The 24,029-nt window shown below is 53.5% G+C and carries 21 protein-coding genes; 9 read left to right on the top strand and 12 right to left on the bottom strand.

The annotated features are described in order from the left end of the window. The first annotated feature begins 188 nt into the window (after positions 1 to 188). Genes ACTOVJ_RS01450 through ACTOVJ_RS01465 form a run of 4 tightly spaced genes read left to right on the top strand, consistent with a single transcriptional unit; the run spans position 189 to position 4,989 of the window. Positions 189 to 1,883, top strand: coding sequence for an L-lactate permease (locus ACTOVJ_RS01450; protein WP_449503948.1), 1,695 nt, complete (start codon positions 189 to 191; stop codon positions 1,881 to 1,883). 43 nt (positions 1,884 to 1,926) lie between these two features. Next, positions 1,927 to 2,715, top strand: a complete 789-nt coding sequence (locus tag ACTOVJ_RS01455) for a (Fe-S)-binding protein (RefSeq protein ID WP_449501055.1) — start codon at positions 1,927 to 1,929, stop codon at positions 2,713 to 2,715. 1 nt (position 2,716) lies between these two features. Continuing rightward, a complete protein-coding gene (locus ACTOVJ_RS01460; RefSeq protein WP_449501056.1) occupies positions 2,717 to 4,345 on the top strand; it encodes a LutB/LldF family L-lactate oxidation iron-sulfur protein in 1,629 nt (542 codons plus the stop codon). After that, positions 4,345 to 4,989 carry a LutC/YkgG family protein gene (locus ACTOVJ_RS01465; protein WP_449501057.1) on the top strand — a complete coding sequence of 215 codons (645 nt, stop codon included), beginning with the start codon at positions 4,345 to 4,347 and terminating at the stop codon, positions 4,987 to 4,989. The genes ACTOVJ_RS01460 and ACTOVJ_RS01465 overlap by 1 nt, the downstream gene beginning before the upstream one ends. Before the next feature lie 267 nt (positions 4,990 to 5,256). Here the strand turns inward: ACTOVJ_RS01465 and rpmA are convergent, their stop codons facing one another. The 3 genes from rpmA to ACTOVJ_RS01480 all read right to left on the bottom strand — a co-directional run bounded on the left by rpmA (position 5,257) and on the right by ACTOVJ_RS01480 (position 8,585). Next, positions 5,257 to 5,514: a 50S ribosomal protein L27 gene (gene rpmA, locus ACTOVJ_RS01470; protein ID WP_449501058.1), complete on the bottom strand. Its 258-nt coding sequence runs from the start codon at positions 5,512 to 5,514 to the stop codon at positions 5,257 to 5,259. 38 nt (positions 5,515 to 5,552) lie between these two features. After that, positions 5,553 to 5,858, bottom strand: a complete 306-nt coding sequence (rplU, locus tag ACTOVJ_RS01475; RefSeq protein ID WP_449501387.1) for a 50S ribosomal protein L21 — start codon at positions 5,856 to 5,858, stop codon at positions 5,553 to 5,555. A 153-nt stretch (positions 5,859 to 6,011) separates the two neighbouring features. Further along, positions 6,012 to 8,585, bottom strand: a complete 2,574-nt coding sequence (locus tag ACTOVJ_RS01480; protein ID WP_449503947.1) for an Rne/Rng family ribonuclease — start codon at positions 8,583 to 8,585, stop codon at positions 6,012 to 6,014. A 515-nt stretch (positions 8,586 to 9,100) separates the two neighbouring features. On the opposite strand from ACTOVJ_RS01480, the gene ACTOVJ_RS01485 reads away from it, so the two are divergent. From ACTOVJ_RS01485 to ACTOVJ_RS01505, 5 genes are all read left to right on the top strand, one after another. Then, a complete protein-coding gene (locus tag ACTOVJ_RS01485; RefSeq protein WP_449503946.1) occupies positions 9,101 to 10,606 on the top strand; it encodes a cytochrome ubiquinol oxidase subunit I in 1,506 nt (501 codons plus the stop codon). 11 nt (positions 10,607 to 10,617) lie between these two features. Beyond that, on the top strand, positions 10,618 to 11,745 hold the full coding sequence (gene cydB / locus ACTOVJ_RS01490) for a cytochrome d ubiquinol oxidase subunit II (protein ID WP_449503945.1): 1,128 nt from the start codon (positions 10,618 to 10,620) through the stop codon (positions 11,743 to 11,745). A 108-nt stretch (positions 11,746 to 11,853) separates the two neighbouring features. Then, positions 11,854 to 13,608 (top strand): thiol reductant ABC exporter subunit CydD, encoded by a 1,755-nt coding sequence (gene cydD, locus ACTOVJ_RS01495; protein WP_449503288.1) that lies wholly within the window; start codon positions 11,854 to 11,856, stop codon positions 13,606 to 13,608. Beyond that, complete coding sequence (cydC, locus tag ACTOVJ_RS01500) at positions 13,605 to 15,368, top strand: thiol reductant ABC exporter subunit CydC (protein ID WP_449503944.1); 1,764 nt, start codon at positions 13,605 to 13,607, stop codon at positions 15,366 to 15,368. Before cydD ends, cydC begins: the two co-directional genes overlap by 4 nt. Continuing rightward, positions 15,365 to 16,990 (top strand): GAF domain-containing sensor histidine kinase, encoded by a 1,626-nt coding sequence (locus ACTOVJ_RS01505; protein ID WP_449503286.1) that lies wholly within the window; start codon positions 15,365 to 15,367, stop codon positions 16,988 to 16,990. The genes cydC and ACTOVJ_RS01505 overlap by 4 nt, the downstream gene beginning before the upstream one ends. A 37-nt stretch (positions 16,991 to 17,027) precedes the next feature. Here the strand turns inward: ACTOVJ_RS01505 and ACTOVJ_RS01510 are convergent, their stop codons facing one another. The 9 genes from ACTOVJ_RS01510 to coaD form a co-directional block, all read right to left on the bottom strand. After that, positions 17,028 to 17,501, bottom strand: coding sequence for a hypothetical protein (locus ACTOVJ_RS01510; protein WP_449503285.1), 474 nt, complete (start codon positions 17,499 to 17,501; stop codon positions 17,028 to 17,030). A 23-nt stretch (positions 17,502 to 17,524) separates the two neighbouring features. Next, positions 17,525 to 18,730 carry an ABC transporter permease gene (locus ACTOVJ_RS01515; RefSeq protein ID WP_449503943.1) on the bottom strand — a complete coding sequence of 402 codons (1,206 nt, stop codon included), beginning with the start codon at positions 18,728 to 18,730 and terminating at the stop codon, positions 17,525 to 17,527. Positions 18,731 to 18,785: 55 nt separating this feature from the next. Next, the gene (locus tag ACTOVJ_RS01520; RefSeq protein WP_449503942.1) at positions 18,786 to 19,403 is read right to left on the bottom strand and encodes an ABC transporter ATP-binding protein; all 618 of its coding nucleotides are present in this window, start codon (positions 19,401 to 19,403) and stop codon (positions 18,786 to 18,788) included. Further along, a complete protein-coding gene (locus ACTOVJ_RS01525; protein WP_449501068.1) occupies positions 19,400 to 20,278 on the bottom strand; it encodes an efflux RND transporter periplasmic adaptor subunit in 879 nt (292 codons plus the stop codon). Before ACTOVJ_RS01525 ends, ACTOVJ_RS01520 begins: the two co-directional genes overlap by 4 nt. Positions 20,279 to 21,038: 760 nt before the next feature. Beyond that, positions 21,039 to 21,659 (bottom strand): response regulator, encoded by a 621-nt coding sequence (locus ACTOVJ_RS01530; protein WP_449501388.1) that lies wholly within the window; start codon positions 21,657 to 21,659, stop codon positions 21,039 to 21,041. Between the two features lie 116 nt (positions 21,660 to 21,775). Then, the gene (gene rnc, locus ACTOVJ_RS01535) at positions 21,776 to 22,462 is read right to left on the bottom strand and encodes a ribonuclease III (protein ID WP_449501069.1); all 687 of its coding nucleotides are present in this window, start codon (positions 22,460 to 22,462) and stop codon (positions 21,776 to 21,778) included. Then, on the bottom strand, positions 22,462 to 23,031 hold the full coding sequence (locus ACTOVJ_RS01540; RefSeq protein ID WP_449501070.1) for a YceD family protein: 570 nt from the start codon (positions 23,029 to 23,031) through the stop codon (positions 22,462 to 22,464). The genes rnc and ACTOVJ_RS01540 overlap by 1 nt, the downstream gene beginning before the upstream one ends. 7 nt (positions 23,032 to 23,038) lie before the next feature. After that, positions 23,039 to 23,551: a hypothetical protein gene (locus ACTOVJ_RS01545; RefSeq protein ID WP_449503279.1), complete on the bottom strand. Its 513-nt coding sequence runs from the start codon at positions 23,549 to 23,551 to the stop codon at positions 23,039 to 23,041. Continuing rightward, positions 23,548 to 24,027: a pantetheine-phosphate adenylyltransferase gene (gene coaD / locus ACTOVJ_RS01550; protein ID WP_449503278.1), complete on the bottom strand. Its 480-nt coding sequence runs from the start codon at positions 24,025 to 24,027 to the stop codon at positions 23,548 to 23,550. The genes ACTOVJ_RS01545 and coaD overlap by 4 nt, the downstream gene beginning before the upstream one ends. Positions 24,028 to 24,029: the final 2 nt, after the last annotated feature.

Genomic DNA, 24,029 nt, shown 5'->3' on the forward strand with positions numbered 1-24,029 from the left:
GCACCGTCACCTCCATCGCTCCGCCTTCACCTTTGGTGTGGCCTACACAACCACCCCATATTTACGCAACAAATTTGGCTCGTAAATACATATCGCACGGAGCGCATTTATTCCACCACTTCCTTATGCTTGCACTAGGGCTCTTGACGGCCTTTAGTCGCATTTTCAAAGAGGAAGGCAATGCACCCTTGAACGAAATTATTACGAGCGCCGCGTTCGCACCGAATCCCACTTCTATTGGTGGATCGGCCATACTCAGCGCCCTTGTCGGTATCCTCCCGCTCATCGCATTTTTCGTCCTTCTCGGCGTCTTTAAGCTGAAGACCCACTGGTGTGCGCTCGGTTCTCTTGCCATCGCTGCAGTGTCTGCAGCACTTGGTTTTGGCATGCCTGCTGGCATGGTCTTCTCCTCTGCACTGTACGGAATTGCGTTCGGTCTGCTACCGATCATTTTCATCGTCATCGCTGCCGTGTGGCTTTACAACATCTCTGTGGGCTCTGGCCGCGCTGAAGATGTCCGCACTGTATTCTCAGCAGTTGGCCGTGGTGACATGCGCGTTCAAGCCCTTCTCATTGGCTTCTCTTTCTGTGGCCTCCTCGAAGGCCTCGCAGGCTTCGGCGCACCTGTCGCTATCGTGGCAGCAATGCTCGTCTCGCTCGGTCTGCCTCCGATTAAGGCGGCAATTGTGACGATGGTCGGAAACGCGATCAACGTTGGCTTCGGCGCAATGGCTATTCCCGTTACTACTGCAGGTAAACTCGGCGGCCTGACTGGAGCTGATCCCGGCACTGCTGTGGCATTCAAGGCAGTGTCTATCACTCCGTGGATTGTGGTTCTCGTACCAATCTTCCTTCTGTTGATCATCGACGGTGTACGCGGACTCAAGCAGCTATGGCACGTCGCTCTCTTCCAGGGCGTCGTCACCGCTATCGGCCATATCGTGGCCGCAACTTTCATCTCCTATGCTTTGACAGCAGTGCTTGCTTCCCTCGTCGGATTCGCAGCTGCAGCAGCAATGATCGCTCTCAAGCAGCCCGAAATCCCAGAAGAATTCCACACGTCCTCAAAGGACGCCGGTACGCTCCCCTCCCGCCAGCGCATCACCTTGGCATTATTGCCTTACGGCCTCGTGGTCATCATCTTCGCTCTGTACAAGCTGTGGAAGTTCGGCATTGACATTCCAGCTACCCTCGCTAAAACCGATATCCCGATCCAGTGGCCCGGCCTTTACGGGCACCTGATGACAGCTGATGGTCAAGTTTCGAAATCTGCGATCTACAATATCCAGATTCTCAACTCCCCTGGCTTCATGATCGTTATTACCGCATTAATTGTGTCAGCCGTCTACGCCTGGAAGTCCACACCACAGTTCCAGTTCACTTTCGTCCAGGGTCTGAAGACCTTCGTCGACACTCTCGTATCGCTGCGTTGGTCACTTGTGACGATCGCTCTGGTGATGTCGCTTGCCTACGTCATGAATTTCTCTGGTCAGACTGCCGCCATCGGAACGGCACTCGCCACTACTGGCGCAGCTTTCGCTTTCCTGTCTCCGATCCTTGGTTGGATTGGCACTGCAGTGACTGGATCGGCAACATCCTCGAACGCCTTATTTGCCAACCTCCAGGCAACCGCAGCACATGGTATCGGGGCAAGCCCAGATGTCTTCCTCGCCGCGAACTCCGTTGGTGGCGGCATCGGAAAGATTGTCTCCCCACAGAACCTCGCGATTGCATCAACAGCAATTCAAAAGCCTGGTACCGAAGCAGAAATTCTGCGCAAGGCTGCTCCATGGTCGATCGGTTTGCTTGTTTACCTGTGCGCTTTGACCTACCTCATCGCAAACGGAATTTTGCCAGCGTTCACCTACATGGTTGCGAACTAATTCTTTCACCTAAATATTCAAAATTATTAAGAAAGCAGGTCTCATGAAAGTCGCTCTCTTCGCTACATGCATTGGAGACGCCATGTTCCCGCAGGCACCACAAGCAACTTTGCAGTTGCTCACGCGCCTCGGAATCGACGTCGTCGTTCCACCGTCGCAGGCATGCTGTGGTCAGATGCACGTCAACACTGGCTACTACCCCGAGGCCATGCCGCTGATCGAGAACCACGTTCGCACCTACGAACCTGTTCTCGACGGCGAGTGGGACGCAATCGTTGTTCCTTCTGGCTCCTGCACCGGTTCGATCCGTCATCAGCAGAAACTTGTCGCCGACGCGCAAGGCCATCCAGAGCTGGGCACGAAAGCACAAGCAATCGCGAACAAGACATACGAACTGTCTGAATTCCTCGTCGATGTGCTTGGCACCGACGACGTCGGCGCGTACTTCGCGCACCGCGTCACTTACCACCCCACCTGTCACTCCTTACGCGTAGCACGCGTTGGCGACAAGCCTGAACGCCTGCTGCGCAACGTTCGTGGAATTGATTTCGTTGAGCTCCCACACGGTGATTCTTGCTGTGGCTTCGGTGGTACGTTCTCTTTGAAGAACCCGGATACCTCGGCCTCAATGCTGGCGGACAAAATGACCAATATCAAGTCCACTGGTGCCGATGTCCTCGTCGCTGGCGATTACTCCTGCCTGATGCACATCGCTGGTGGCCTCGCTCGCAACCGCGCTGGTATCCGCGCGATGCATCTTGCTGAAGTTCTTGCCGGTACCGAGGAACAGCCCTGGATTCCGGCAGCGTCCACTGTGAAGGTTGGTGCATAACATGTCCACATTCCTCGGAATTCCCAAGGTAATCTCCAAGTTCACCGGCGCTCCGGCCACCAAAACCGAGCCGTTGAATCGCTCAACGCATCACCAGTGGGTAAATGGTGATCCAATCCCGGAAAATACGCTCCGCTGGGGTGCCTCTTTCCCTGAAGGCGCTGAAGTGACACTGAAGAACACTCAGATGCGTAAAAATCTGGGTTACGCTACTACCACGATCCGAAACAAGCGCAACGCGCGCGTTGAGGAAATGCCTGACTGGCAGGATCTACGTAATGCGGCTTCTCAGATCAAGTCGGCAACAATGTCGCGTTTGCCCGAGCTTCTCGTCCAAATGGAAGAGAATGTTACGGCTCATGGCGGTATCGTGCACTGGGCCCGCGACGCCAAGGAAGCCAACGAGATCATCTACTCCATCCTGCAAGAAAAGCAGGTCAAGGAAGTTGTCAAGATCAAGTCGATGGTCACCCAGGAAATCAACATGAATGAATTCCTGGCTGAGCGTGGCATCGATGCCTTCGAAACCGACCTTGCAGAATTGATTGTTCAGTTGGGCAAAGATATGCCCTCACACATCGTAGTTCCAGCGATTCACCGTAATCGCGCGGAGATCAAGGAAATTTTCGAGCGCGAAATGGAAGACCTTCCAGACCACCTCGAAGCAGAACCGCACGCACTCGCGATGGCAGCTCGTGAGCACCTACGTGCGAAGTTCCTCAAGGCCAAGGTCGCAATCTCAGGATCGAACATGATGGTTGCCGATACTGGCGCACTGTCAGTGTATGAATCTGAAGGCAATGGCCGTATGTGTCTGACCCTCCCGGAGACCTTAATCTCAGTTGTCGGCATTGAGAAGATGGTTCCTTCGTACGACGACATCGAAGTGTTCTCACAGCTTCTTCCGCGTTCGGCCACTGGCGAGCGAATGAATCCCTACACCTCATTCTGGACCGGTGTGACCCCAGGGGACGGCCCTCAAGAATTCCATTTGATCCTTCTCGACAATGGTCGTACTAAGACTCTTGCAAACGAAGTTGGCCGCGAGGCACTTAACTGTATTCGCTGTGGCGCATGTATGAATGTGTGCCCTGTTTATGAGCATGTTGGTGGTCACGCCTACAATTCAGTCTACCCTGGCCCAATTGGTGCAATTCTCACTCCACAGCTCCTGGATGGCCGCGATCATCACGATCCGGTTCACACGCTCCCCTACGCTTCTACTCTTTGTGGCGCTTGTGGCGATGCGTGCCCAGTCAAGATTGATATTCCAGGAATTCTGGTGCACCTGCGCCACGAAATTACCGAACAAAACCGCGGCGGTGTCCCCAACGGCTGGGATATCGGTATGAAGATATCCTCCAAGGTCATGGGTAACGGAAAGATCTGGGGAGCTGCAGAAAAGGCAGCAAAGCTCGGTCGTATCGTCGCCGGTAAGGATGAGCGCATCTCGTCTGTGCCGTGGCCAGTAAGTGCATGGACTCGCAATAAGGACATCCCTGCTCCGCCGTCGCGCTCGTTCCGAGATTGGCTTGCCGACGAAGAAAAAGCAGGAAATGAGCCGACTAAGGCAAAAGGAACGCCAGCGACACCTGCTGGTTCACATGCCCAGACAAAGGAGGAGAACTGATGGGTGCCCGCGAAGACATTTTGGCAGCCGTGCGCGGAGCTCTCAAGGACTCCCCGTACCCAACTCCCGAAGTGGAACGTCACTATCGTATGGAAGGCACCGACGCACCCGGCTCGGAGCCAGTGATCGCTGACTTGATCGAAAAGCTCGAAGACTACAACGCCGTCGTCGTGCGCACCAATGAGGCTGGTATTGAGGATGCCATTGCAAACTTCCTCAGTGGCATGTCCTCCGTGGTGGTTCCACACGGCTTGAAGGATTCGTGGAAGGAAGCTGCCGGACGCGACGGCCGTGCTGTGCGTGAAGATTCCCGCGAAGCGAATCTTACTCATAAAGAGCTTGACGAAACCGACGCTGTTGTGACTGCTTCGCGTGTCGCAATCTCTCTTTCGGGAACGATCATTTTGGACGGCGAACCCGATCAGGGGCGTCGTGCCATCACCCTCATTCCAGATACCCACGTAGTGGTTCTGTATGCACGCGACGTGTACCCCACTGTGCCGCAAGCAGTACGTATTCTGGGTGAGCACCCAACACGACCAACCACCTGGATCGCAGGACCGTCAGCAACTGCTGATATTGAACTCGTGCGCGTCGCTGGCGTTCACGGGCCGCGTAATCTTCGCGTGGTGATCGTCGACTAAACCTCGTTATCGTTTATCACTGGTGCCCCGGTGGCGTTTTCGCCACCGGGGCACCGGTGTCTTTCTTTATCTAGCACAATGATGACCACGCTGATGCCCTTTGACAGAAAGCCAGAATTCACCCGCTCAGGTTTAAACCATCGACGTTGTCACGCGTGAAGGTGCGGTGCGGGAGCTTTTCCGCTCAATAAGAAAAGTCGAGACTGGAAAACTCCCAGTCTCGACTTTTGAAATATGTTGTGTGAGGATTTCTCCTCTGCTCAGGCTTCAGGCCTGCGCAGCCACGACGTTCACGACCTTACGATCGCGGCGAACGCCGAACTCAACCGTGCCAGCCTCAAGGGCGAACAGAGTATCATCTTTGCCGCGGCCGACGTTGGCACCTGGGTGGAACTTGGTGCCACGCTGACGGATGAGGATCTCACCCGCGTTAACTGCCTGGCCGCCGAAACGCTTCACGCCGAGGCGCTTCGCGTTCGAATCGCGACCGTTGTTCGAGGAGCTCGCGCCCTTCTTATGTGCCATTTCAGACCTTCTTCTCTAAAGCTCGGGACGGACCGTGGTCACTTAATGCCGGTAACCTTGAGGCGGGTCAGCTTCTGACGATGACCCATACGCTTACGGTAGCCGGTCTTGTTCTTGTACTTGATGATCGAGATCTTCGGCCCCTTCTCATCGCGAACAATTTCGGCAGTAACCTTAGCGGTAATACCCTCGGCGGCGGTGGTGACCTTGTCACCGTCGACGAGCATCAGTGGCTCGAGCTCGACCTTCTCGCCGGCTTCGCCTGCCATCTTGTCCACAACGACGATGGATCCGACGGACACCTTCTCCTGGCGGCCGCCTGCCTTCACAATCGCGTAAACCATTTTGCTCATCTTCCGTCAGTTGGGATGCACCGAAGTGCACTTACGATTTTAGGGACGCGTAACAACGCGCCGACAATCCATAATAAATGGATTCGTCAGGTGAAACAAGTTGGCACATCGCGACGCACGCCACAGTTTCACCTTTCTTTTCCTTTACTTCTTCGGGAAGCTCAGGAACGCCGAAGTCGCCGAAGAAGGAGGAATAATCGTCCCCGACGAGGAAACAATTTTACTTCGCCGTGCGGGTTTACCAGTCGCCGACTCTCGCGCTTCATTCCCAGTGCGCGTCGGTTCATCTGCACTGCGAGCCTGATTGATGCCTTCCGTCTTCACCGACGCGGAATCTTCCAACGAATAATGATCGCGTTGCTCTTGATCTACAGAAGCCTTACGAGGACGCCCCCGACGTCGAGCCGGCTTTTCCTCCGCAGCGCTCTCACTCACAGCCGAGTGCGCATGAGTTGAAGAATCCTCAGACTTCTTTCCACGTCCACCTCGACCGCGGCTACGCTTAGGCGTATCACTTTCTGCGATATCATTTGCACCGTCTGCAGTGCCACTCGAAGACTCAGCTTCGTCATGCTTATGCACAGCAGCAGCCGCAATCGAATTCAATACCGCTTTAACTTCAGAGCGCTTGGGATCATCATTTTGCTCAGTCTCAGCTTTTGCCTTCTTCACACGAGATTTGGAACGCTTCGCATCGGCCTTTTCAGCCTGTTCGGTTGTTTCACCACGCTCAACAGGATGTTCGTGAGTGATGTAGCCACGGCCTTCACACGCTTCACAGGTGGTGGAGAAGGCCTCCACCAGCCCCTGCCCCACACGCTTTCGAGTCATCTGCACCAGCCCAAGGCTCGTCACTTCGGCTACCTGGTGGCGGGTACGATCCCGGCCCAAGCATTCGATCAAACGGCGAAGGACGAGGTCACGATTCGCCTCAAGCACCATATCAATGAAGTCAACAACGATAATTCCGCCGATATCACGCAAACGTAGCTGACGCACAATCTCTTCAGCCGCTTCAAGATTGTTCATCGTGACGGTTTCTTCCAAGGTCCCGCCCTTGGCACCGGTAAACTTTCCAGTGTTGACGTCGATGACCGTCATCGCCTCAGTACGATCAATCACCAGCGAACCACCCGATGGCAGGATTACTTTGCGATCGAATGCCTTCTGGAGCTGCTCGTCAACGCGATTTGCGGCGAAAATATCGTCGCCCGATTCCCAGTGTTCCACACGGTCGATCAACTCGGGCGAAAGATCTTTAACGTACTCCGAAATTGTTGACCACGCATTGTCGCCTTGCACCTTCAACGAACGGAAATCTTCATTGAAGATATCGCGAACCACACGAACAGCCAGTTCAGGTTCGCCCTTCAGTAACGACGGTGCGTTCTTCGTAGACTTCGACTTCGCCTCGATATCTGCCCAACTCTTGGTCAGACGCTCAACGTCGTCACGCAGCTGCTCTTCCGTAGCCCCCTCGGCAGCAGTACGAACAATGACACCATGCCCTGCTGGAACAATTTCCTTCAGGATCTTCTTGAGTCGGGTTCGCTCACGCTCAGGAAGCTTACGCGAAATTCCAGTCATGGCACCCGAGGGAACAAGGACGAGGTGGCGTCCAGCAAGAGTGACCTGAGAGGTCAGTCGAGCACCCTTGTGTCCGATCGGATCCTTCGTTACTTGAACGAGCACGGTATCGCCACTCTTGAGCGCTTGTTCGATCTTGCGAGGTTTCCCCTCAAGACCGGCCGCTTCCCAATTTACCTCACCGGCATAAAGAACAGCATTGCGCCCCTTACCGATGTCGACAAACGCCGCCTCCATCGAAGGCAAAACATTTTGCACGCGGCCGAGGTAAACGTTGCCAACCATTGATGTCTGCGTGTGGCGAGCCACGAAATGTTCAACGAGCACGCCGTCTTCAATGACAGCAATCTGGTTCAGACCGTCGCGCTCACGAACCAGCATCTCACGATCGACCGATTCACGGCGTGCCAGGTACTCCGCTTCCGATACCGTCTGACGACGTCGACCCGCTGCACGGCTTTCCTTGCGACGCTGACGCTTCGCTTCCAAACGAGTCGACCCTCGGGGAGCTGAGACTTCCTCTGAATCAGAGCGACGACGTCGGCGACGGCGAACAGCGACTTCCGACTCATCGGATTCGACGGTTTCTTCATCATTTTTGGAGTCAGCCTTCTCAACCGATACGGACTCTTCATTTTCAGTTGACTTCTTGCGACGTGTCCGCTTCTTTTTCGATGGCTCCTGAACTGTGTCGTCGACAGATGTCTCTTCTTGAAGATTATCTGCTTCAGCCTCAGCGCTCTTGCGGCCACCACGTGTTCCACGACGACGGCGCTTCGGTTCATCTTCTTCGTTGTTGAGCGAAGATTCTTCCGGCGTTACTTCAGATTCTTCAACCGAAACACTTCTGCGTGCGCGGCGGGTGCGAACAGCCTTTTCAACATCTGGCTCTTGGAAAAGCAGAGCTGTCATCGGAGCCGGAGCGACAACGTCGGCAGTATGTGCAGTGTTGTCAGCTTCAGAAAAAACTGTTTTTCCTTTTTCCTGAGCAAGTGCTGCGAGTGACTGTGCAACAGATTCGGCTACACCTTCGTGCTTTGCTGCAGCCTTGCGGGAGCGCGATGCTCGTTTATTTACGGTCTTTTCAGTGGCGCCCGTGGAGACCACTTTCTCATTGGCTTCTTCAGCCATTTTTATTCTCCTGTAGCGCATGCAGACATCGACAGCATGCAGGTTGTCGCGAATCGAGTTCGCGGAAGTCTTCTAAGTAGAGAGAAAGGGCGGCAACGCTCACGCGGCGCACAACTTCCTCTATACGGAGCGATGTCCTCCGTCCGCACTTATTCTACACTGCTCGCACCGAAGGGCGAAGAATGACGGGACACACATCCACAAATCCCAAAGATAGGACTAACATCCCGGCCTGCAGGCCAATGAATTGACGACAAAGACTGGAGTGTCAGAATCTTTTCCGCCTCGAAAATCGTCGCACCTCGCGAATATAAAAATTTCCTTACACACTTTGCGTGATTTGTCAGAAACGCGATGTAGTTAACAGCTCGGAAAATACATTCTAAGAGCTGGAAATATGCCATAAAAGCGAGGAAGATAGAGGAGTCAGAGTCTCGAGAGTCCTCACTCACCGGATCACTCGAGAAGCGGCTCAACACAATCGAGCCGACACAACGTCTAAGAAAGGTGATCGAGTGAACGTCGACCTCGCGCGTTGGCAGTTCGGTATCACAACGGTATACCACTTTCTGCTGGTTCCGTTGACAATCGGACTTTCGCCACTGGTTGCAGTGATGCAGACTCGGTGGCTCAAGAGCGGAGACCAGCGATGGCTCCGACTTTCTGAGTTCTTCGGCAAGATCCTCCTCATTAATTTTGCCCTTGGTGTGGCAACCGGAATCGTCCAAGAATTCCAGTTCGGCATGAACTGGTCCGAGTACTCCCGATTTGTCGGTGACATCTTCGGCGCTCCACTCGCATTCGAAGCGCTCCTCGCATTCTTCCTGGAGTCCGTGTTCCTCGGAGTATGGATCTTCGGTCGCGGTCGCGTATCACCTAAGGCACACACCGCATCAATTTGGCTCGCAGCACTAGGAACAAATATCTCGGCACTGTTTATTCTTGCCGCTAATTCCTTCATGCAGCACCCAGTTGGAGGAGTGTATAACCCTGAAACTGGACGCGCAGAGCTCGAAGGAATCGGTGGATTCCTGAAAGTCATTTTCTCCCCCACCACACTGTACGCATTCGCGCACACTATCACGGCTTCGCTGCTTGTAGCAGGCGCATTGATCTCCGGTATTTCTCTGTGGTGGCTCGTCCGCCGTATGCACTCAGGTCACGTCACTGAAGCCACTCATTACTGGAAGCCCGCCGCCCGGTTCGGCCTCATGACGATGCTCGTTTCTTCACTGCTAGTTATTGGCACCGGTCACTTTATGGGGCAGCATGTTGGAGAAATTCAACCCACCAAGATGTCTGCTGCGATGGGGATCTACGAAGGTGGCGAGGCTCATAAGCTTGGTCTGGCTCTGACGTCAACCACACTCTCAGAAGACTCCGTTATCACGATCCCGATCCCTGGTTTAGAATCCTTCGTTGCGACCAACCACTTCACTGGCCCAAATTCTTACATCCCCGGAACCAAGGATCTTCAAGAACAGTTCACAAAGACATTCGGCGCTGAAGTCAATGGTCAACCGATCAATTACATTCCGAATGTTTTCATCGCGTTCTATTCATTCCGTATCATGATGGGTCTTGGCTTCGCATCATTCCTGCTGTCACTGATCGGCCTCTTCGCCATCAAGGGCGACAAACTTCCCACCTCGAAGGGACTCGCTCAGCTTTTCGTCTGGACAATCCCCTTCCCATACCTCGCATCGATCTTCGGATGGATCCTCACCGAAATGGGGCGTCAGCCATGGGTGGTCTACCCAATCGTGTCTGAAATGGGTGTTAAGGACTCCAGCCAGATGGTCAAGCTCCTGACCCAGAACGCGGTATCACCAACTGTTCTCTCAGCAGAAATTGCGATCTCGATGATCGTCTTTACCCTGCTCTACGCGGCTTTGGGAATCGTCTGGTTCCTTCTCGTTAAGCGCTACACCAAGGAAGGCATCAACACAAATGCCAACTACGAGGTGAAGGCGGTTGACCTCAAGGCCGAACCCAACGCTACCCTGAGCTTCAACTACTAAGGAGAGTCAACATGGAGCTTACTTTTCTTCAGATTCTCTGGTTTATCCTGATCGCCGTTCTCTGGATCGGATACCTCACGCTTGAAGGCTTCGGCTTCGGCGTTGGCATGCTCTTTCCCTTCGTGGCAAAGAATGACCGCGAGCGACGCCTCGCTCTGGGCACTATCGGCCCACACTGGGATGGCAACGAAGTATTCTTGCTCACCGCTGGTGGCGCTACTTTTGCAGCGTTCCCCGAGTGGTACGCAACGATGTTCTCGGGAATGTATACCGCTCTGGTGCTCATCCTCGTTCTTCTCATCATTCGCATCTGTGCACTTGAGTGGCGAGGCAAGATCAATACCGTGAAGTGGCGCCAGGTGTGGGATGTTCTCCACACAAGCGTTGCATGGCTTGCAACCCTCGTCTGGGGCGTTGCATTCGGCAACCTCGTGCAGGGCATGAAAATCGAAGTGGGACACTTTGAAAATGGCGCATTTACAGCCGCCGACCCGAACACAGTAGATGCAGCACTTAAGGCAGGCGACCAGCACTTCCTGACGGGTGGCTTCTTCTCATTGTTTACCCCATTCACAGTGTTCTCCGGTCTCGTGTTCCTGGCAATTTTCGCTACGCATGGTGCACTCTTCATGGCATTAAAGACTCGCGGAGAGTTCTCCACTCGCAATCTCGAGCTTGCAAAGAAGCTGACACTGGTCACAGTTGTTAGCGCGGCCGCATGGGGTCTGTGGGCAAACTTCGCATACTCTGCCAATGCACTAAGCATCATTCCGCTTGCGGTTGCCGCAGTTGCATTCATCGCTGCCGCTTTCTTCGCTTTCACGAACAAGGATGTTGCGGCATTCTTCTCCTCCTTCACTGCCATCGCGTTTGCCGTTGTCTTCGTCTTCCTCACCTTCGGAGCTAATGCTCTGAAGTCCTCTGTGGACAGCAAGTACAACCTCACGTTGGTACAGGCCTCAGCAACTGCCCCCACCCACGTGGTGATGACCATCGCAGCAGTGATTTTCGTTCCAATCGTTCTCGGATACACTTTCTGGGCGTACAAGTCCTTCGCGGCTCGCATGTCCGTTGAGAATGTTCCCGAGAAGCCGGCCGGCCTCGGTCCACAGATTCGTGCGTTCGAGACTGCACAGTGAGCGAGTAATTGCTCATGCGGGCGGGTGGGGCTTTCCCACCCGCCCGCATTCGTTTTCTCACCGTCTATCCCAGTAAAATAACAGGGCTAAACGAAAGGAGGACCAGTCGTGAAGCCGTTTGATCCGCGCTTGATCCGTTACGCCTCAACCGCCCGTACTTATATTGCATTCCTTGTTGTGCTCGGAGTTATCTCTACTGCACTGATCGCAGCCCAAGTATTTCTCATTGCATACTCTGTTGACCCTATTTTTTACGGTGATGGCCCCGAGGCAGCTCGACTCATCCTTGCGTTAGTTGCAGTAATCGTGGCTCGATCTGGTGTGGCCTATACTCAAAAGGCAATCGGCCACCGTGCCGCATTAACAGTCATCGCCGATCTGCGAGCACAGGTCTTACGACATTCAGGTGATCTCGGCGAACGGTGGCTTGCCGAAGGTCACTCTGCGAAAGTTGTTACCCTCGCAACCCGAGGCCTGGATGATCTCGAGGACTACTTCGTCAAATTCCTTCCAGAGCTCTTTCTCACAGCCATCGCAATGCCAGCCTTGCTGGTGGTTGTTGCTTACCTTGATTGGCTTTCAGCACTCCTGGTGACCGCCTGCATTCCCCTGATCCCCCTCTTCATGATCCTCATCGGCAAACTCACCGCTCGCTACTCTGCGAAACGCCTTAAAACGATGGAAGAGCAATCAGCCCAGTTACTCGATTTGCTCGCTGGACTCCCTACACTCAAAGCTCTTGGCCGCGAAAAAGGACCTGATACACATGTCAAAACCCTTGGCGATCGTTTTGCCGCCTCGACTCTTCAGACTCTCGCGGTAGCGTTCTTATCTGGTGCGGCACTTGAATTCCTCACCACGCTCACAACGGCGCTCGTCGCTGTCGAAGTCGGTTTCCGTATGGTTGGTGGATCAATCCTCCTCGCACACGGATTGATCTTGATTATGCTCACTCCCGAAATTCTGCGTCCACTGCGTGAAGTTGGCACACAATTCCATGCTTCAGCAAACGGAGTGGCTGCGGTCGATGCTGTGCTGACACTCCTGACCACACCGCTGGCCATTCCCACCGGAACCGAAAAGTGCCCTAATCTACTCACACATCCGATTTCCTTCATTAATGTGTCATTCGCAGCTCAGGGACGAGCCACAGTCGCTCCCTCTCATCTCTCAGGCACTGTGTCGCCCGGTGAGGTGACCATCCTGCGCGGACACTCAGGTGCAGGGAAAACAACTGCCGTCTCGATGTTACTCAGCCTTCTGTCCCCTTCCGAAGGTGAAATCCGCATCGGCGATACTCCTCTGTCAAAGATCTCACCCCAGTCACTGTGGGAAAATATTACGTGGGTTCCCCAGCGTCCGGCACTCATCCCTGGCACCGTCGCCGAAAACCTCGGCGTGAGTCCACAAACAGCACAACGTGCTGCGGAACTCACTGGTTTCGCCGACGTCGTCGCAACACTCCCTGATGGATGGGACACACACATTGGCTCAGGTGGTGTCGGTTTGTCCGTGGGACAACGCCAGCGCCTTGCACTAACCCGCGCACTCGTACACCCTCGTCCGCTCATCGTGCTTGACGAGCCATCAGCCCACCTCGACGCCACAAGCGAAACGTACGTGATCGACGTTGTCAACGAATTGCGTGCGACAGGACATACCGTCCTTGTGATCGCTCATCGCACGTCGCTGATCGCACTTGCGGACAACGTGATCTCTGTCGAATCGTCAACTCGTGACATCACGGAAGAACTCGCTACTGAAGCTGCGCGGCGCGAGGCGATCGCGGCAGTAAATCGAGTGCTTAACGGCGAAGCAGATTACGCCATCCCACGATCTGTCAGAAATGGAGGCATCCGATGAGTGTCCTGAGCAAAGCGGATCGTCACGCGCTCAAAAGAGCGATCGAGCTCCTTGACTACGATAAAACAAAATTCGTTGCATCCGTAGCTGCAGGAACCGGCGCTATTGGATCCGGAGTCGCATTGGGCGCAACATCTGCCTGGCTTATTGCGCGAGCTGCTCAATTGCCACCGGTTCTCGATTTGTCCGTCGCATCCGTCGGCGTCCGTGCATTTGGCGTGGGCAAGGCGATTTTCCGGTATCTCGAACGGATCACCTCGCACTGGGTTGCCCTCTACGGCATGTCCAATCTACGCACATCGATTTATTCAGCACTCGCAGATTCACGCACGGATCGAGTCACGTCCCTCCGACGCGGCGATCTGCTCGCGCGTACCGGCGCCGACGTCGATGAGGTTGGCAACCTGGTGGTCAGGTCAATGCTCCCAGCCGCTGTAGCACTGACGGTCTCCACTATTTCACTCGCGATTGTCACTTCACTTTCCCCGCTGATTGGCATCGTTTTTGCCCTCACCCTTATTCTGGCTGGCATTGTCGCTCCGTGGGTGGCCATGCATGGTGCAATCGCCCAAGAAGCGCAGGTCGAAGATCGTGCGGTGTTAGGTGCAGAGACGTTAGCACTCCTTGAACATGCTTCCGAACTGCGCATTTCGGGTCGTCTTGAGGAAATGGAGAACGCTTGCAAGGCCACTGAGGAACGCATTCGCCAACATCGCGATCGATCTGCGCGGCCTCTTGCACTCGCCGCCGCTCTCGACGTCCTGGCACTGGGGATCGCAGTGCTCAGTGCGATTGCAATTGGGGCATGGCAAGTTCGCATGGGCGCCCTCTCCCCCGTCAATTATGTCGTGTGTGTCCTCACTCCGCTTTCCGCTTTCGAAGCCACTCAACGTCTGAGTGACGCTGGCATCCAACTGATTCGCTCTGCTGCTGCCGCGCGCAGGATTATTGACATTCTCGATGACGATGCTACTGCCCGGATCACTCATCGCTCCCCCAATATTGTCTTGCACGATGCGTCGGGGATAGTCACCGACAACCTTGTCATCGGGTGGCCCGGTGGCCCCGATGTCGGTAACATCGGTTCACTTGCCGTCCAGCGCGGGCAGTCCCTGGCTATTGTCGGCGCTTCAGGAATCGGAAAATCTACGTTGCTCGCAACGCTTGCTGGCCTTATTCCTCCTCACCGCGGCTCAGTGCGGTTGGATGGAGATGAAGTGAGCCAGCTCGAACGCCGGGATGTCTCACAATCATTGATTTTGACTGCTGAAGATGCTCACGTATTCGCAACGTCGGTGCTCGAAAATATTCGGGTGGGTCGCGGCGATACCACTGAAGAAGACGCCCTCATCCTTCTCGAACGGGCAGGGCTAAGCGATTGGCTCTCGCAACTTCCCCACGGTCTGCATACTCAGTTGGGCTCCGATGCGACGACGATGTCGGGCGGCGAACGTCGACGATTACTGTTGGCTCGTGCACTTGCCTCGCAAGCCGATTTTCTGCTCCTTGATGAACCTGGCGAGCATCTCGACCCGGCAACAGCTGACCAGCTCATCACGGATCTTCTCACAGCTGGACGCGGAGAACGAGGAGTGGTTCTTGTCACTCACCGTCTGAGCCCTCTGACGGCTGCTGACCGTGTGATCGTTCTTGGTAATGTGGGAGGAGTCGCCCACGTGGTGGCAAGTGGAACGCATAAGGAACTCGCTGAAACGCATGAGCCGTATGCATGGGCACTACTGCAGGAGGGTGAGCGATGAGCGTCATGGACGTGATCAGCGAGGCACTGGCGCTGACAGGAAATCTTGAGCGCGAGAAGGCGCTCCATTATCTTGCTGATTCCGCACGCTTGCTAACGGGTGCCGAATTCTCTGCTATCTCCGTGCTCGATTCTCATGGAGAAACGATGGAGTTCATTCAATCAGGGATGGATGAAGCCACAGCACAAGAACTCGGACGTCCCCCACGCGGGCATGGTCTATTCCATCGCGTTCCTGCCTTCGGATATCTCATCGTCAATGATCTCCCCCCGATGCCTCGTAAGCCTCATTCAGATGCCCATCCACCGCTGAATTCATTTCTCGGTGTCTCGATACCGATCGACCAACAGGTATGGGGGCGTCTATACCTGACAAATAAAGCGGGCGGGTTCACCGACGATGACGGAAATAACATGCGCCTGCTCGCCCGCGCTGCTGCCATTGCCGTAACGAACTCACGTCTCTATGCTCAGGCACGAAATCGCGCCGGCTGGCTCAATGCCACCCAGCACATTGTGTCTGCACTTCTTGAAGGAACCGACGAGGACGAGGCACTCGAAGTCATCACACACGAGATGCGTTTGGCTGCTGAAGCTGACGCCGCTGTCATGGTTCTTCCCTCGATCAACAACACCTGGGTTGGCGAGATTGTTGACGGTGACGCGGGTGACCTTCTCGGTGTGGAATTCCCGCCGAATGGGCGGGCGCAAACCACAATCTCCGAACAATCAGGGATGGTGATCGATTCGATGCAACGTTTGCGCACTGTCCGGCTCGACCAAATGCGCCATTGGGGTCCTGCTCTTTATGCTCCTTTGATCGCTAAGGGAGTCGGTAAAGGCGTGATTATCCTCTTGCGCCGTCCGGGAAAGAAAGAATTTAATCTCCATGACCTTGCCATGGGTGAGAACGCAGCAAAGCAAGCTGCCATTGCGCTTGAGCTCGCCGAAGCCCGATTCGCTTCCGAGCTAGCATCAGAGTTAGATCAACGCTCGCGAATTTCACGCGACCTTCATGATCTTGCAATTCAGCAGCTTTTTGCCTCGGGAATGCATATCACCGCGGTCAAAGAGGATCTTGAACAGCGCGATCTTCCCCACGAGGTTGTTGATTCTCTTGATCATGCCATCAAGGCGATTGACGATTCCGTGTCCCAAATTCGTGCCATTGTACGCAGACTTCGAGATTCTGAATCGTCTGCAGCAGTAGCTCCACGTCTGGCAGACGAAGCATCGAAAGCTCGCGAGATGCTAGGATTTGCTCCCTCGCTCATCATCACATGGAATGGCAAGCCCTTCGAGACAGAAAATGAAATGACACTCATTGACGACGCCGTCGGGGCTGATATCGCTGATGATGTCGTGGCAGTCGTGAGAGAAGGACTGTCCAATGCTGCCCGACATGCACACGCATCGTCTGTGTCAGTCCACGTTGACGCTTCCCCGCATGAACTTATCATTGAGGTGGCCGACGACGGCGAAGGGATTACCCCGACGCTTGGCCGACGCTCTGGAACGTCAAACCTCGCTGCGCGAGCACGCCGCCACCGTGGCGAATTTGTGCTCGGGCCGCGTTCAGACTCGAAAGGCACACTCATGCGTTGGAGCGTCCCCTTACATTGAGAGTTTCAGCTCAAATTCACGTGCTTCGCTTACTGAGTTACGGACAATTTATCGTGACATCGTTCTGAAGTCCCGATGGATCTCCCAACTTTGCTTTATCGAGGTTTTCTTTGAAGACACGACGTGTTGCATCATCGGCGTGAGCGTGATCAAGATAGGCCATTGACGTCGCTTTTTCCAAGATGTTGAGCGCACGATTAGCTCGAAGAGTATCTGTTGAATACTGGCTGAGCCATTCCTTTTCCCATGCGCATTGCCACGTATATGACGCAAGTGTGTTTCCATAGCCGCGCTGAAAAGTGGCATCTTTTTCTTCGGTCGTTGTTGACGGAGGAACAAAACCCTCGGGAAACTCGAGCTTCTGAAGAGAGGAACGATACTCATCTTGGAGTTGTTCGTAATGAATAAAAGACTTCCCTGATGTCTCCTCGACTGTAGAACCCTTCGAAGCGCATCCGCTCATGAGCGCAACGGATAAAAGTACATAAAAGACGTTGCGAGTGTTTTTCATAATCTTTTCCTTTCACGTAAGAGTTAGCGCAAAACTAGAGCCGGCTCCAGACGCGCGGCTTGGTAAGCAGGAATCACGCCGGCAAGTAATCCCGTAATTGCGGCACTCCCGATGCCAGCAATTGCGGCAGCGTATGGGAATCCCGGGATTTCAATTGGCGAATCATCAGGAACGAGAACCGGAAGAATCTCGACAATGACAAAACTCATTCCAACAGCAAGAATAGATACAGCAACCGTCAATAGAACGATTGAGAAAAGAACAAGACTGAAAATTGAAACTCTTGATGCTCCTACTGCCCGACGAATCAAGAGCTCACGAGTCTTCTGTTCTGTTGATGCGATGCTGATGTTGAGCAGACCAAGCATCGAAACGAAAAGAATCACGGCAGAAATGAGAAGAAAACCTCGTTGAAGGAAGTCGATGACGCCCGAAAACTGATTACCGTCGTTGACGATAGAAAACTCAAATTTTGTGTCGCCGAAAATGTCAAAAATAACATCAGAAACACGTCTGTGTACTGTCTCTTTACTTATTCCCTCGATATTGGGGTGTAAACGGAGCGACAGGTTGCCTTGTTCCAGAAGTCCTCGGAAGAAAGTTTGGGCTTGGTCGAGTGGTAAAAACATCTTCGCCTCATCGTTCTCCCCGTCATTGACAATACCCTGAATTGGAATCGTGATCGGTGAGCGCAAATTTCCGATATAAGCCGATACCTCCTGAACCTCCTTCAGTTCTTGTGCAAGCTTCTTATTAACAATTGCTGCAAGGGGCATGCCCATGCCCGTTCGGGTAAACCATGTCCCTCGGGTCATGGGCACTGAATACACCGTGGAGTATTCAGGTGAGACAAGCAATACGTGCGCGGAATAAACATCGCGATGGTCGTCTGCAGTCTTTTGATTCTGCTCGTGTTTTTTGCTAGGAAGAAGATTCGCTAAAATGTCCGGCGTTTCGATAACGATCGTCCCATCGATTCCTTCCATCGTTTGAATACGGTGGTCAAGACGTGCTAAATCAGCAACGGTGAACGACAGATCGTTCAAAGTAGCTTGATACGTTATCGGACGCCCAGATTTCTGGGCGATCGTGGATTCGAGATAGCTTTTTCCCATTGTTCCGATCAAAACTGAAAAAACTACCGCGATAACACCGATAAAAATAGAAAACGCTGTAATCACTGTGCGCAATCGTGATGTTCGAATATCTTGGAGAACCATTCTAAACATGAAGTACTCTTCCCCGATCCATGGTCAACTGGTTCTCGCACATTTGCGCTATTTCCTAATCGTGGGTCACCAACAGCAGGGTGACACTTTTCTGATCAATCAAGGCCAGGAGAGTCTCCATGACTCGATCACCCGTGGATCGGTCTAAGGCGCCAGTCGGTTCATCACAGATAATAAACTCGGGGTTCGTCACTAAGGCCCGAGCAATGGCAACACGCTGTTGTTCTCCACCCGAAAGACGCGAGGGATAGTCATGGGCACGGTTCGCGAGACCCACTTCGTCAAGTGCCGTGAGCGAACGTAAACGTAACTCTCTGCGTGACATTTTTTTCGAATACATCAGAGGTAACGCGACATTCTCCCACACATGCATGTGCGCAATGAGCGAATAATTTTGGAAAACGAAACCAATTTTTTCCGCTCGTAGCTTTGCTCGTTCGCGATCGGACATTCGGTGGACATCCTGCCCGTGATAGAGATATTGTCCATCAAATCGCATGTTCAACATACCGATGATCGAAATCAACGATGTCTTTCCTGAGCCCGAACGCCCCATGATCGAATATGAGTGTCCCTCCTCAACGTCGAGATTCACACAGTCAACAGTGGTGAGGTGATTCCCGTCAGGCAGCAAAACATTCGCATTGAGGTTGACCAGTGAAATCAGTGTCATTGCTTGCCTAATGGATCCAGTTTTGGAGCAAGTGAATCAACCTGCTCGCCCTCCTTGACACCCGAGATCACTTCGATCCACGCTCCATCATTAACTCCGAGAACAACACTCACGCGTTGCGTTTCCCCACCACGATGAACGTTCACTTCGCCGTGATTCTCCCTACCCGCTACTGCTTCCACTGGCAAAGCAAGTACTTGTTGACGCGTCCTTGCTGAGATCACTGATGTAGCAATCCCACCCGGGAAAGCATTCTCGTTACGTGGAATAACGCACTGCAAAGTTGACGATGCCCGTCCTGGCGTTGAAGAACTCAGTGCCTTGGTGCTCCCCTCATTTCCGCTGCTTTCACGCGGTTCCTCAGCGAATACGACGGCTTCACAATTGGCTGGACCAGCGCCTCCCTCAATTTGATACCGTCCCAAAAAATGTGAGCTCGCTGAAAACTGATGTTCGATGAGTTTGGCTTGAACCGAAATTGAGAAAGACTCAGACTCCACCGTTACGAGAGAAAAACTCGCAGGAACCGAAACCCCATGTGGTACTGCTTTCGTTATCCGACCATCGGTCGGTGCCACGATATCGATATTTGACACTACAGCAAGCCGGTCGCCCTTTTTCACCGTATCGCCAACATTTACTATACGTTCAACTCTGCCAGCTTTTGGCGCCATAACAACATACGGAGAAAGATTTTCGACGGCGCCAGATTGCGAAACTATTGGCCTGATATCGCGCTTAGAAACGGTAACTGTAGCTGGGGATTGACTTTCCATCGGCTTCTGCGAGTCAGCAGCTATGGGATTACTACATGCTCCCAGATTTATTGAAACCGCTATCAAGCCGATAAGCAATGCCCTTGTTTTTGAGTTCATTTCACTCCCTCAGTAGGTAATCGTCCCACCCCAGTGATTATCGTGTTGCCAGAACCATGTCGCACCCATTCGTCCTTGAAGGGCAAAACGTGTTCCCTTGCGCCGCTAGTCCACCAATGTTTGCCTTTCTTGTCCCGCTGAAGTGTCCCTCCAATCTGGGCCCGCCTGCAATCTTCATCTTTCGCATCCCCAATTGCAGATACGTTGACGGTATACCGTTGATGTCGATCGTCATTGATCCGTTAAAAGTATGCGTCCGTGTGTAGTCATACTTCACAAGAGAACCAGATGTATTTAAGCACCACTAATGGGCGTGGTGTCAGCATAAGCAACGGCAGCCCCTGCTCCAGTAAAGATACTCAAAGCTACAATAAAAACACCGAGATTCTTTTTTGCATTGTTTCACCTTATTGTTAAAGCAGGGAGTCGTTCGCGTCTTCGCGGGAGACTCCCAGTTTAAAAGAGCGAATGTGTGATCACAAGCTATTTTAGCGACACACAATAATCGCATTGTCGCACTTTTCCATAATTTGAAACTGAAGGGAACACGTAATTTACAAAACTTCCCATTTTGAATAGCTGTCACGAAACACACAACGAGCCTCCTGCTTAGAGACACTAACCACTGAGGTGAGGACAGTACCGATAGACCCTCATGAATCCTGGCAAGATGCAATCCATCCGTCGTAAACGAAGACTGCTCCAATCACAGAGCACCCCATGAGGGCACACAGAATTATACGATCAATTGTGCGAAAAATTAGTTTTGGTTACGCCAGCCGGCTGCTCGCTGACCAGCAACCCACGCAGCAACCTGTGTACGCCGCTTCATCCCCATCTTGGAAAGCAGAGATGTGATGTGGTTTTTGACTGTCTTTTCCGCGACGCCAAGCTTATCGCCAATTTCACGATTAGAAAGCCCATCACCGATCAGTTCCAGGACACGTCGCTCCGAGGGCGTGAGGTCAACGGTTGGATCGTCATGATCCTCACGGTGGCGCGTGATCGTGCGATCGTCAAGCAGAACGCGTCCTTCAGCAACAGCGCGAATGACTTCCGTGATCTCAGCGCCGCGAACAGACTTCAGGAGGTATGCGCGAGCGCCTGCGGCAAGTGCTTCAGCCAGCGCATCGTCGTCGTCGAAAGAGGTGAGAACAATCGGAGCTACATCGGGTGCAACTTCAGCGAATTTGTGGAGAATATCGATACCGGTACCATCTGGCAGACGCAGATCGACGAGCGCTACCTGTGGGTGCATGAGTTCTGCACGGCGAACAGCTTCAGCAACTGTGCCAGCCTCCGCGACGACGGTCAGGCCATCTGCACGCTCCACAACTTCTGCGATGCCGCGACGAACCACCTCATGGTCGTCGATAATCATCACTGTTACGTTCGTTTTATCCACGTTTCACCTTTTCTTTTGACCGGGCCGAACGACCCACGCCTCACGAGAACATAATGTACCTCACAACAGCACACTTGTCCGAGCGAGAGTCGTTATCGTTCACTCATTGCATGGTATGCATTTTCGCACGCGGCGAGTTTTGCCATTTTTTGACTCGAAGCATGACCTACCCCGTACTCCACGCCACCGATGAAAACATGTGCTTCATATGATCGGGCATGATCCGGGCCTGAGCCAATAATCTCGTACGAAATCTCTCCTCTGATTGACTTTGCACGCGCGAGCTCTTCGAGCGCGGTACGCCAATCCAAAGCGGGTCCCATCTTTGATGCCGCATCGATCTGCACCAGCAGATGGCGTTCAATCACATCCTTCACCACATTGATATCCGAGGAAAGATAGGTAGCCGCGATCAGTGCCTCGACGGTATCCGAGAGGATAGATTCTTTCGTACGGCCCCCGCTCAGTTCTTCTCCTTTGCCCAGGCGCACAAAATCACCAATATGCAAGCGGCGCGCCACTTGAGCAAGCGAACGCTCCGAAACAGAAGCAGCTTTGATCTTTGACATCTGGCCTTCGTCTGATTGGGCAAAATCGACATAGATGCGACGCGCCACGACGCCACCGAGAATCGAATCGCCGAGGAACTCCAGGCGCTCATTATGTGCGTCACCGTGTTCGAAAGCCCATGACCGATGCGTCAAGGCCTGTGTCAGAAGGACAGGATCAATGGGCGCACCCCACGCTTCAACGTCAAACTCACTGCTGTCGCGATGCATCAGCGGCCTTCTTCCTCGGCACGGAGCTTCGCAGCGAGAGCATCAAGCACGGAAAAATCTGATGATTCCTCTGGGTGCTCATGGTCGATAGGCAGATCTAACCAACGCTCACCACATACCGGGCACAAACCTTCGCAATCAGGTTGACACAACGGCTGAAGCGGCATTGCCAAAACAAGAGAATCGCGGATAATGGGCTCCAGATCGATTCGATCTGATTCGATGAGGAAGAAATCCTCAGCTTCCTCATCTCCTTCGTCTTCCAATACAGCAGCACGCTCGGGGTAGAACACAAGTTCAGAAATGCGTTCATTCATGTCGTCGTCGATATCAATCAGACAACGTGAGCACTGGCCGTGTGCGTGAGCATTAACGTAACCGTCGATCAGCACGCCCTCGGAAACCGATTGGAGGGTGAAGTCAACATCGAGCTCAGAGCCTTCTTCAACAGAGTACATCTGTACGCCGACGTCGGCCGGCGCGTCGAAAGACCTGCGCATCTGACGGATCGCCCCTTCCTGTCGCGGAAGGTCAACAATCGAGATGACAAAGGGGGACTTCAGATCCATCAGTTCCTCATTCTTCCGGCGCAGCCGGAGTGGTACGTTCGATCAGCACTGCACGTCCAGCGGAAATCTGATCTTGAAGATGCTCAAGCTGGCCAGCAAGCTCATTAAGAATAGTCTGCGAATAGTCATTTGCACCAGAGCGAAGTTTCGCAGCCTGAGACTTTGCTTCATCGACGATTCGAGCCGCTTGCGATTTCGCTGCGATCGTAATCGAATCCGATGCCACCAAACGCGAGGCCTGCTCGCGGGCTTCGGCAACGATCGTTTCGGCTTCTTTTCGCGCATCGTCAAGGACGACGTCGGCGGCATTGCGCGCATCTTCACGAGTTGCGCGCGCCTCGGCAAGCACGGCGTCTGCACGTCCGATTTGGTCGGGAACCATTTCACGAGCTGCATCGAGAAGATCGAGCATCTCCGACTTGTTGACCATGACAGATGCCGACATCGGAACGGAACGAGCACGCTCCACCATGGCGATCATCTCGTCAACAATTTCGAGCAGAGATCCTGCTTCGCTCATTTCTTTACCTTTCCTCGGATCGCACTGGCCACATTCGCCGGCACGAAATCATCAATATTAGCGCCGTATGAGGCGATTTCTTTCGCGAAAGAGGACGCGACATGGTTGAGTGCGGGATCACCCATCACAAAAACTGTCTCCACACCTGAAATGTGTCGGTTTAACAACGCCATCGTCACTTCAGCATCGTAATCTGCGCTACCTCGCAAACCTTTGACAATGGCCACTGCTCCACGATCGCTGGCAAACTGTGCAATCAGACCGTCTATGAAAACAACCTCAACATCGATACCTGCGTCCTGACATGCCTGACGCACAAGCTCAACTCGCTCAGAGTGCGAGAACATGTAGTGCTTTGCCGAGTTTGTCGACACCGCGACAATCACGTGGTCGAACATCGTGGTAGCGCGTCGGATCACATCGAGGTGACCGAGTGTGATCGGGTCAAACGAACCAGGACATACAGCAATAGTCATAG

The sequence above is a fragment of the Arcanobacterium sp. (ex Cirak et al. 2026) genome, from assembly GCF_053585065.1.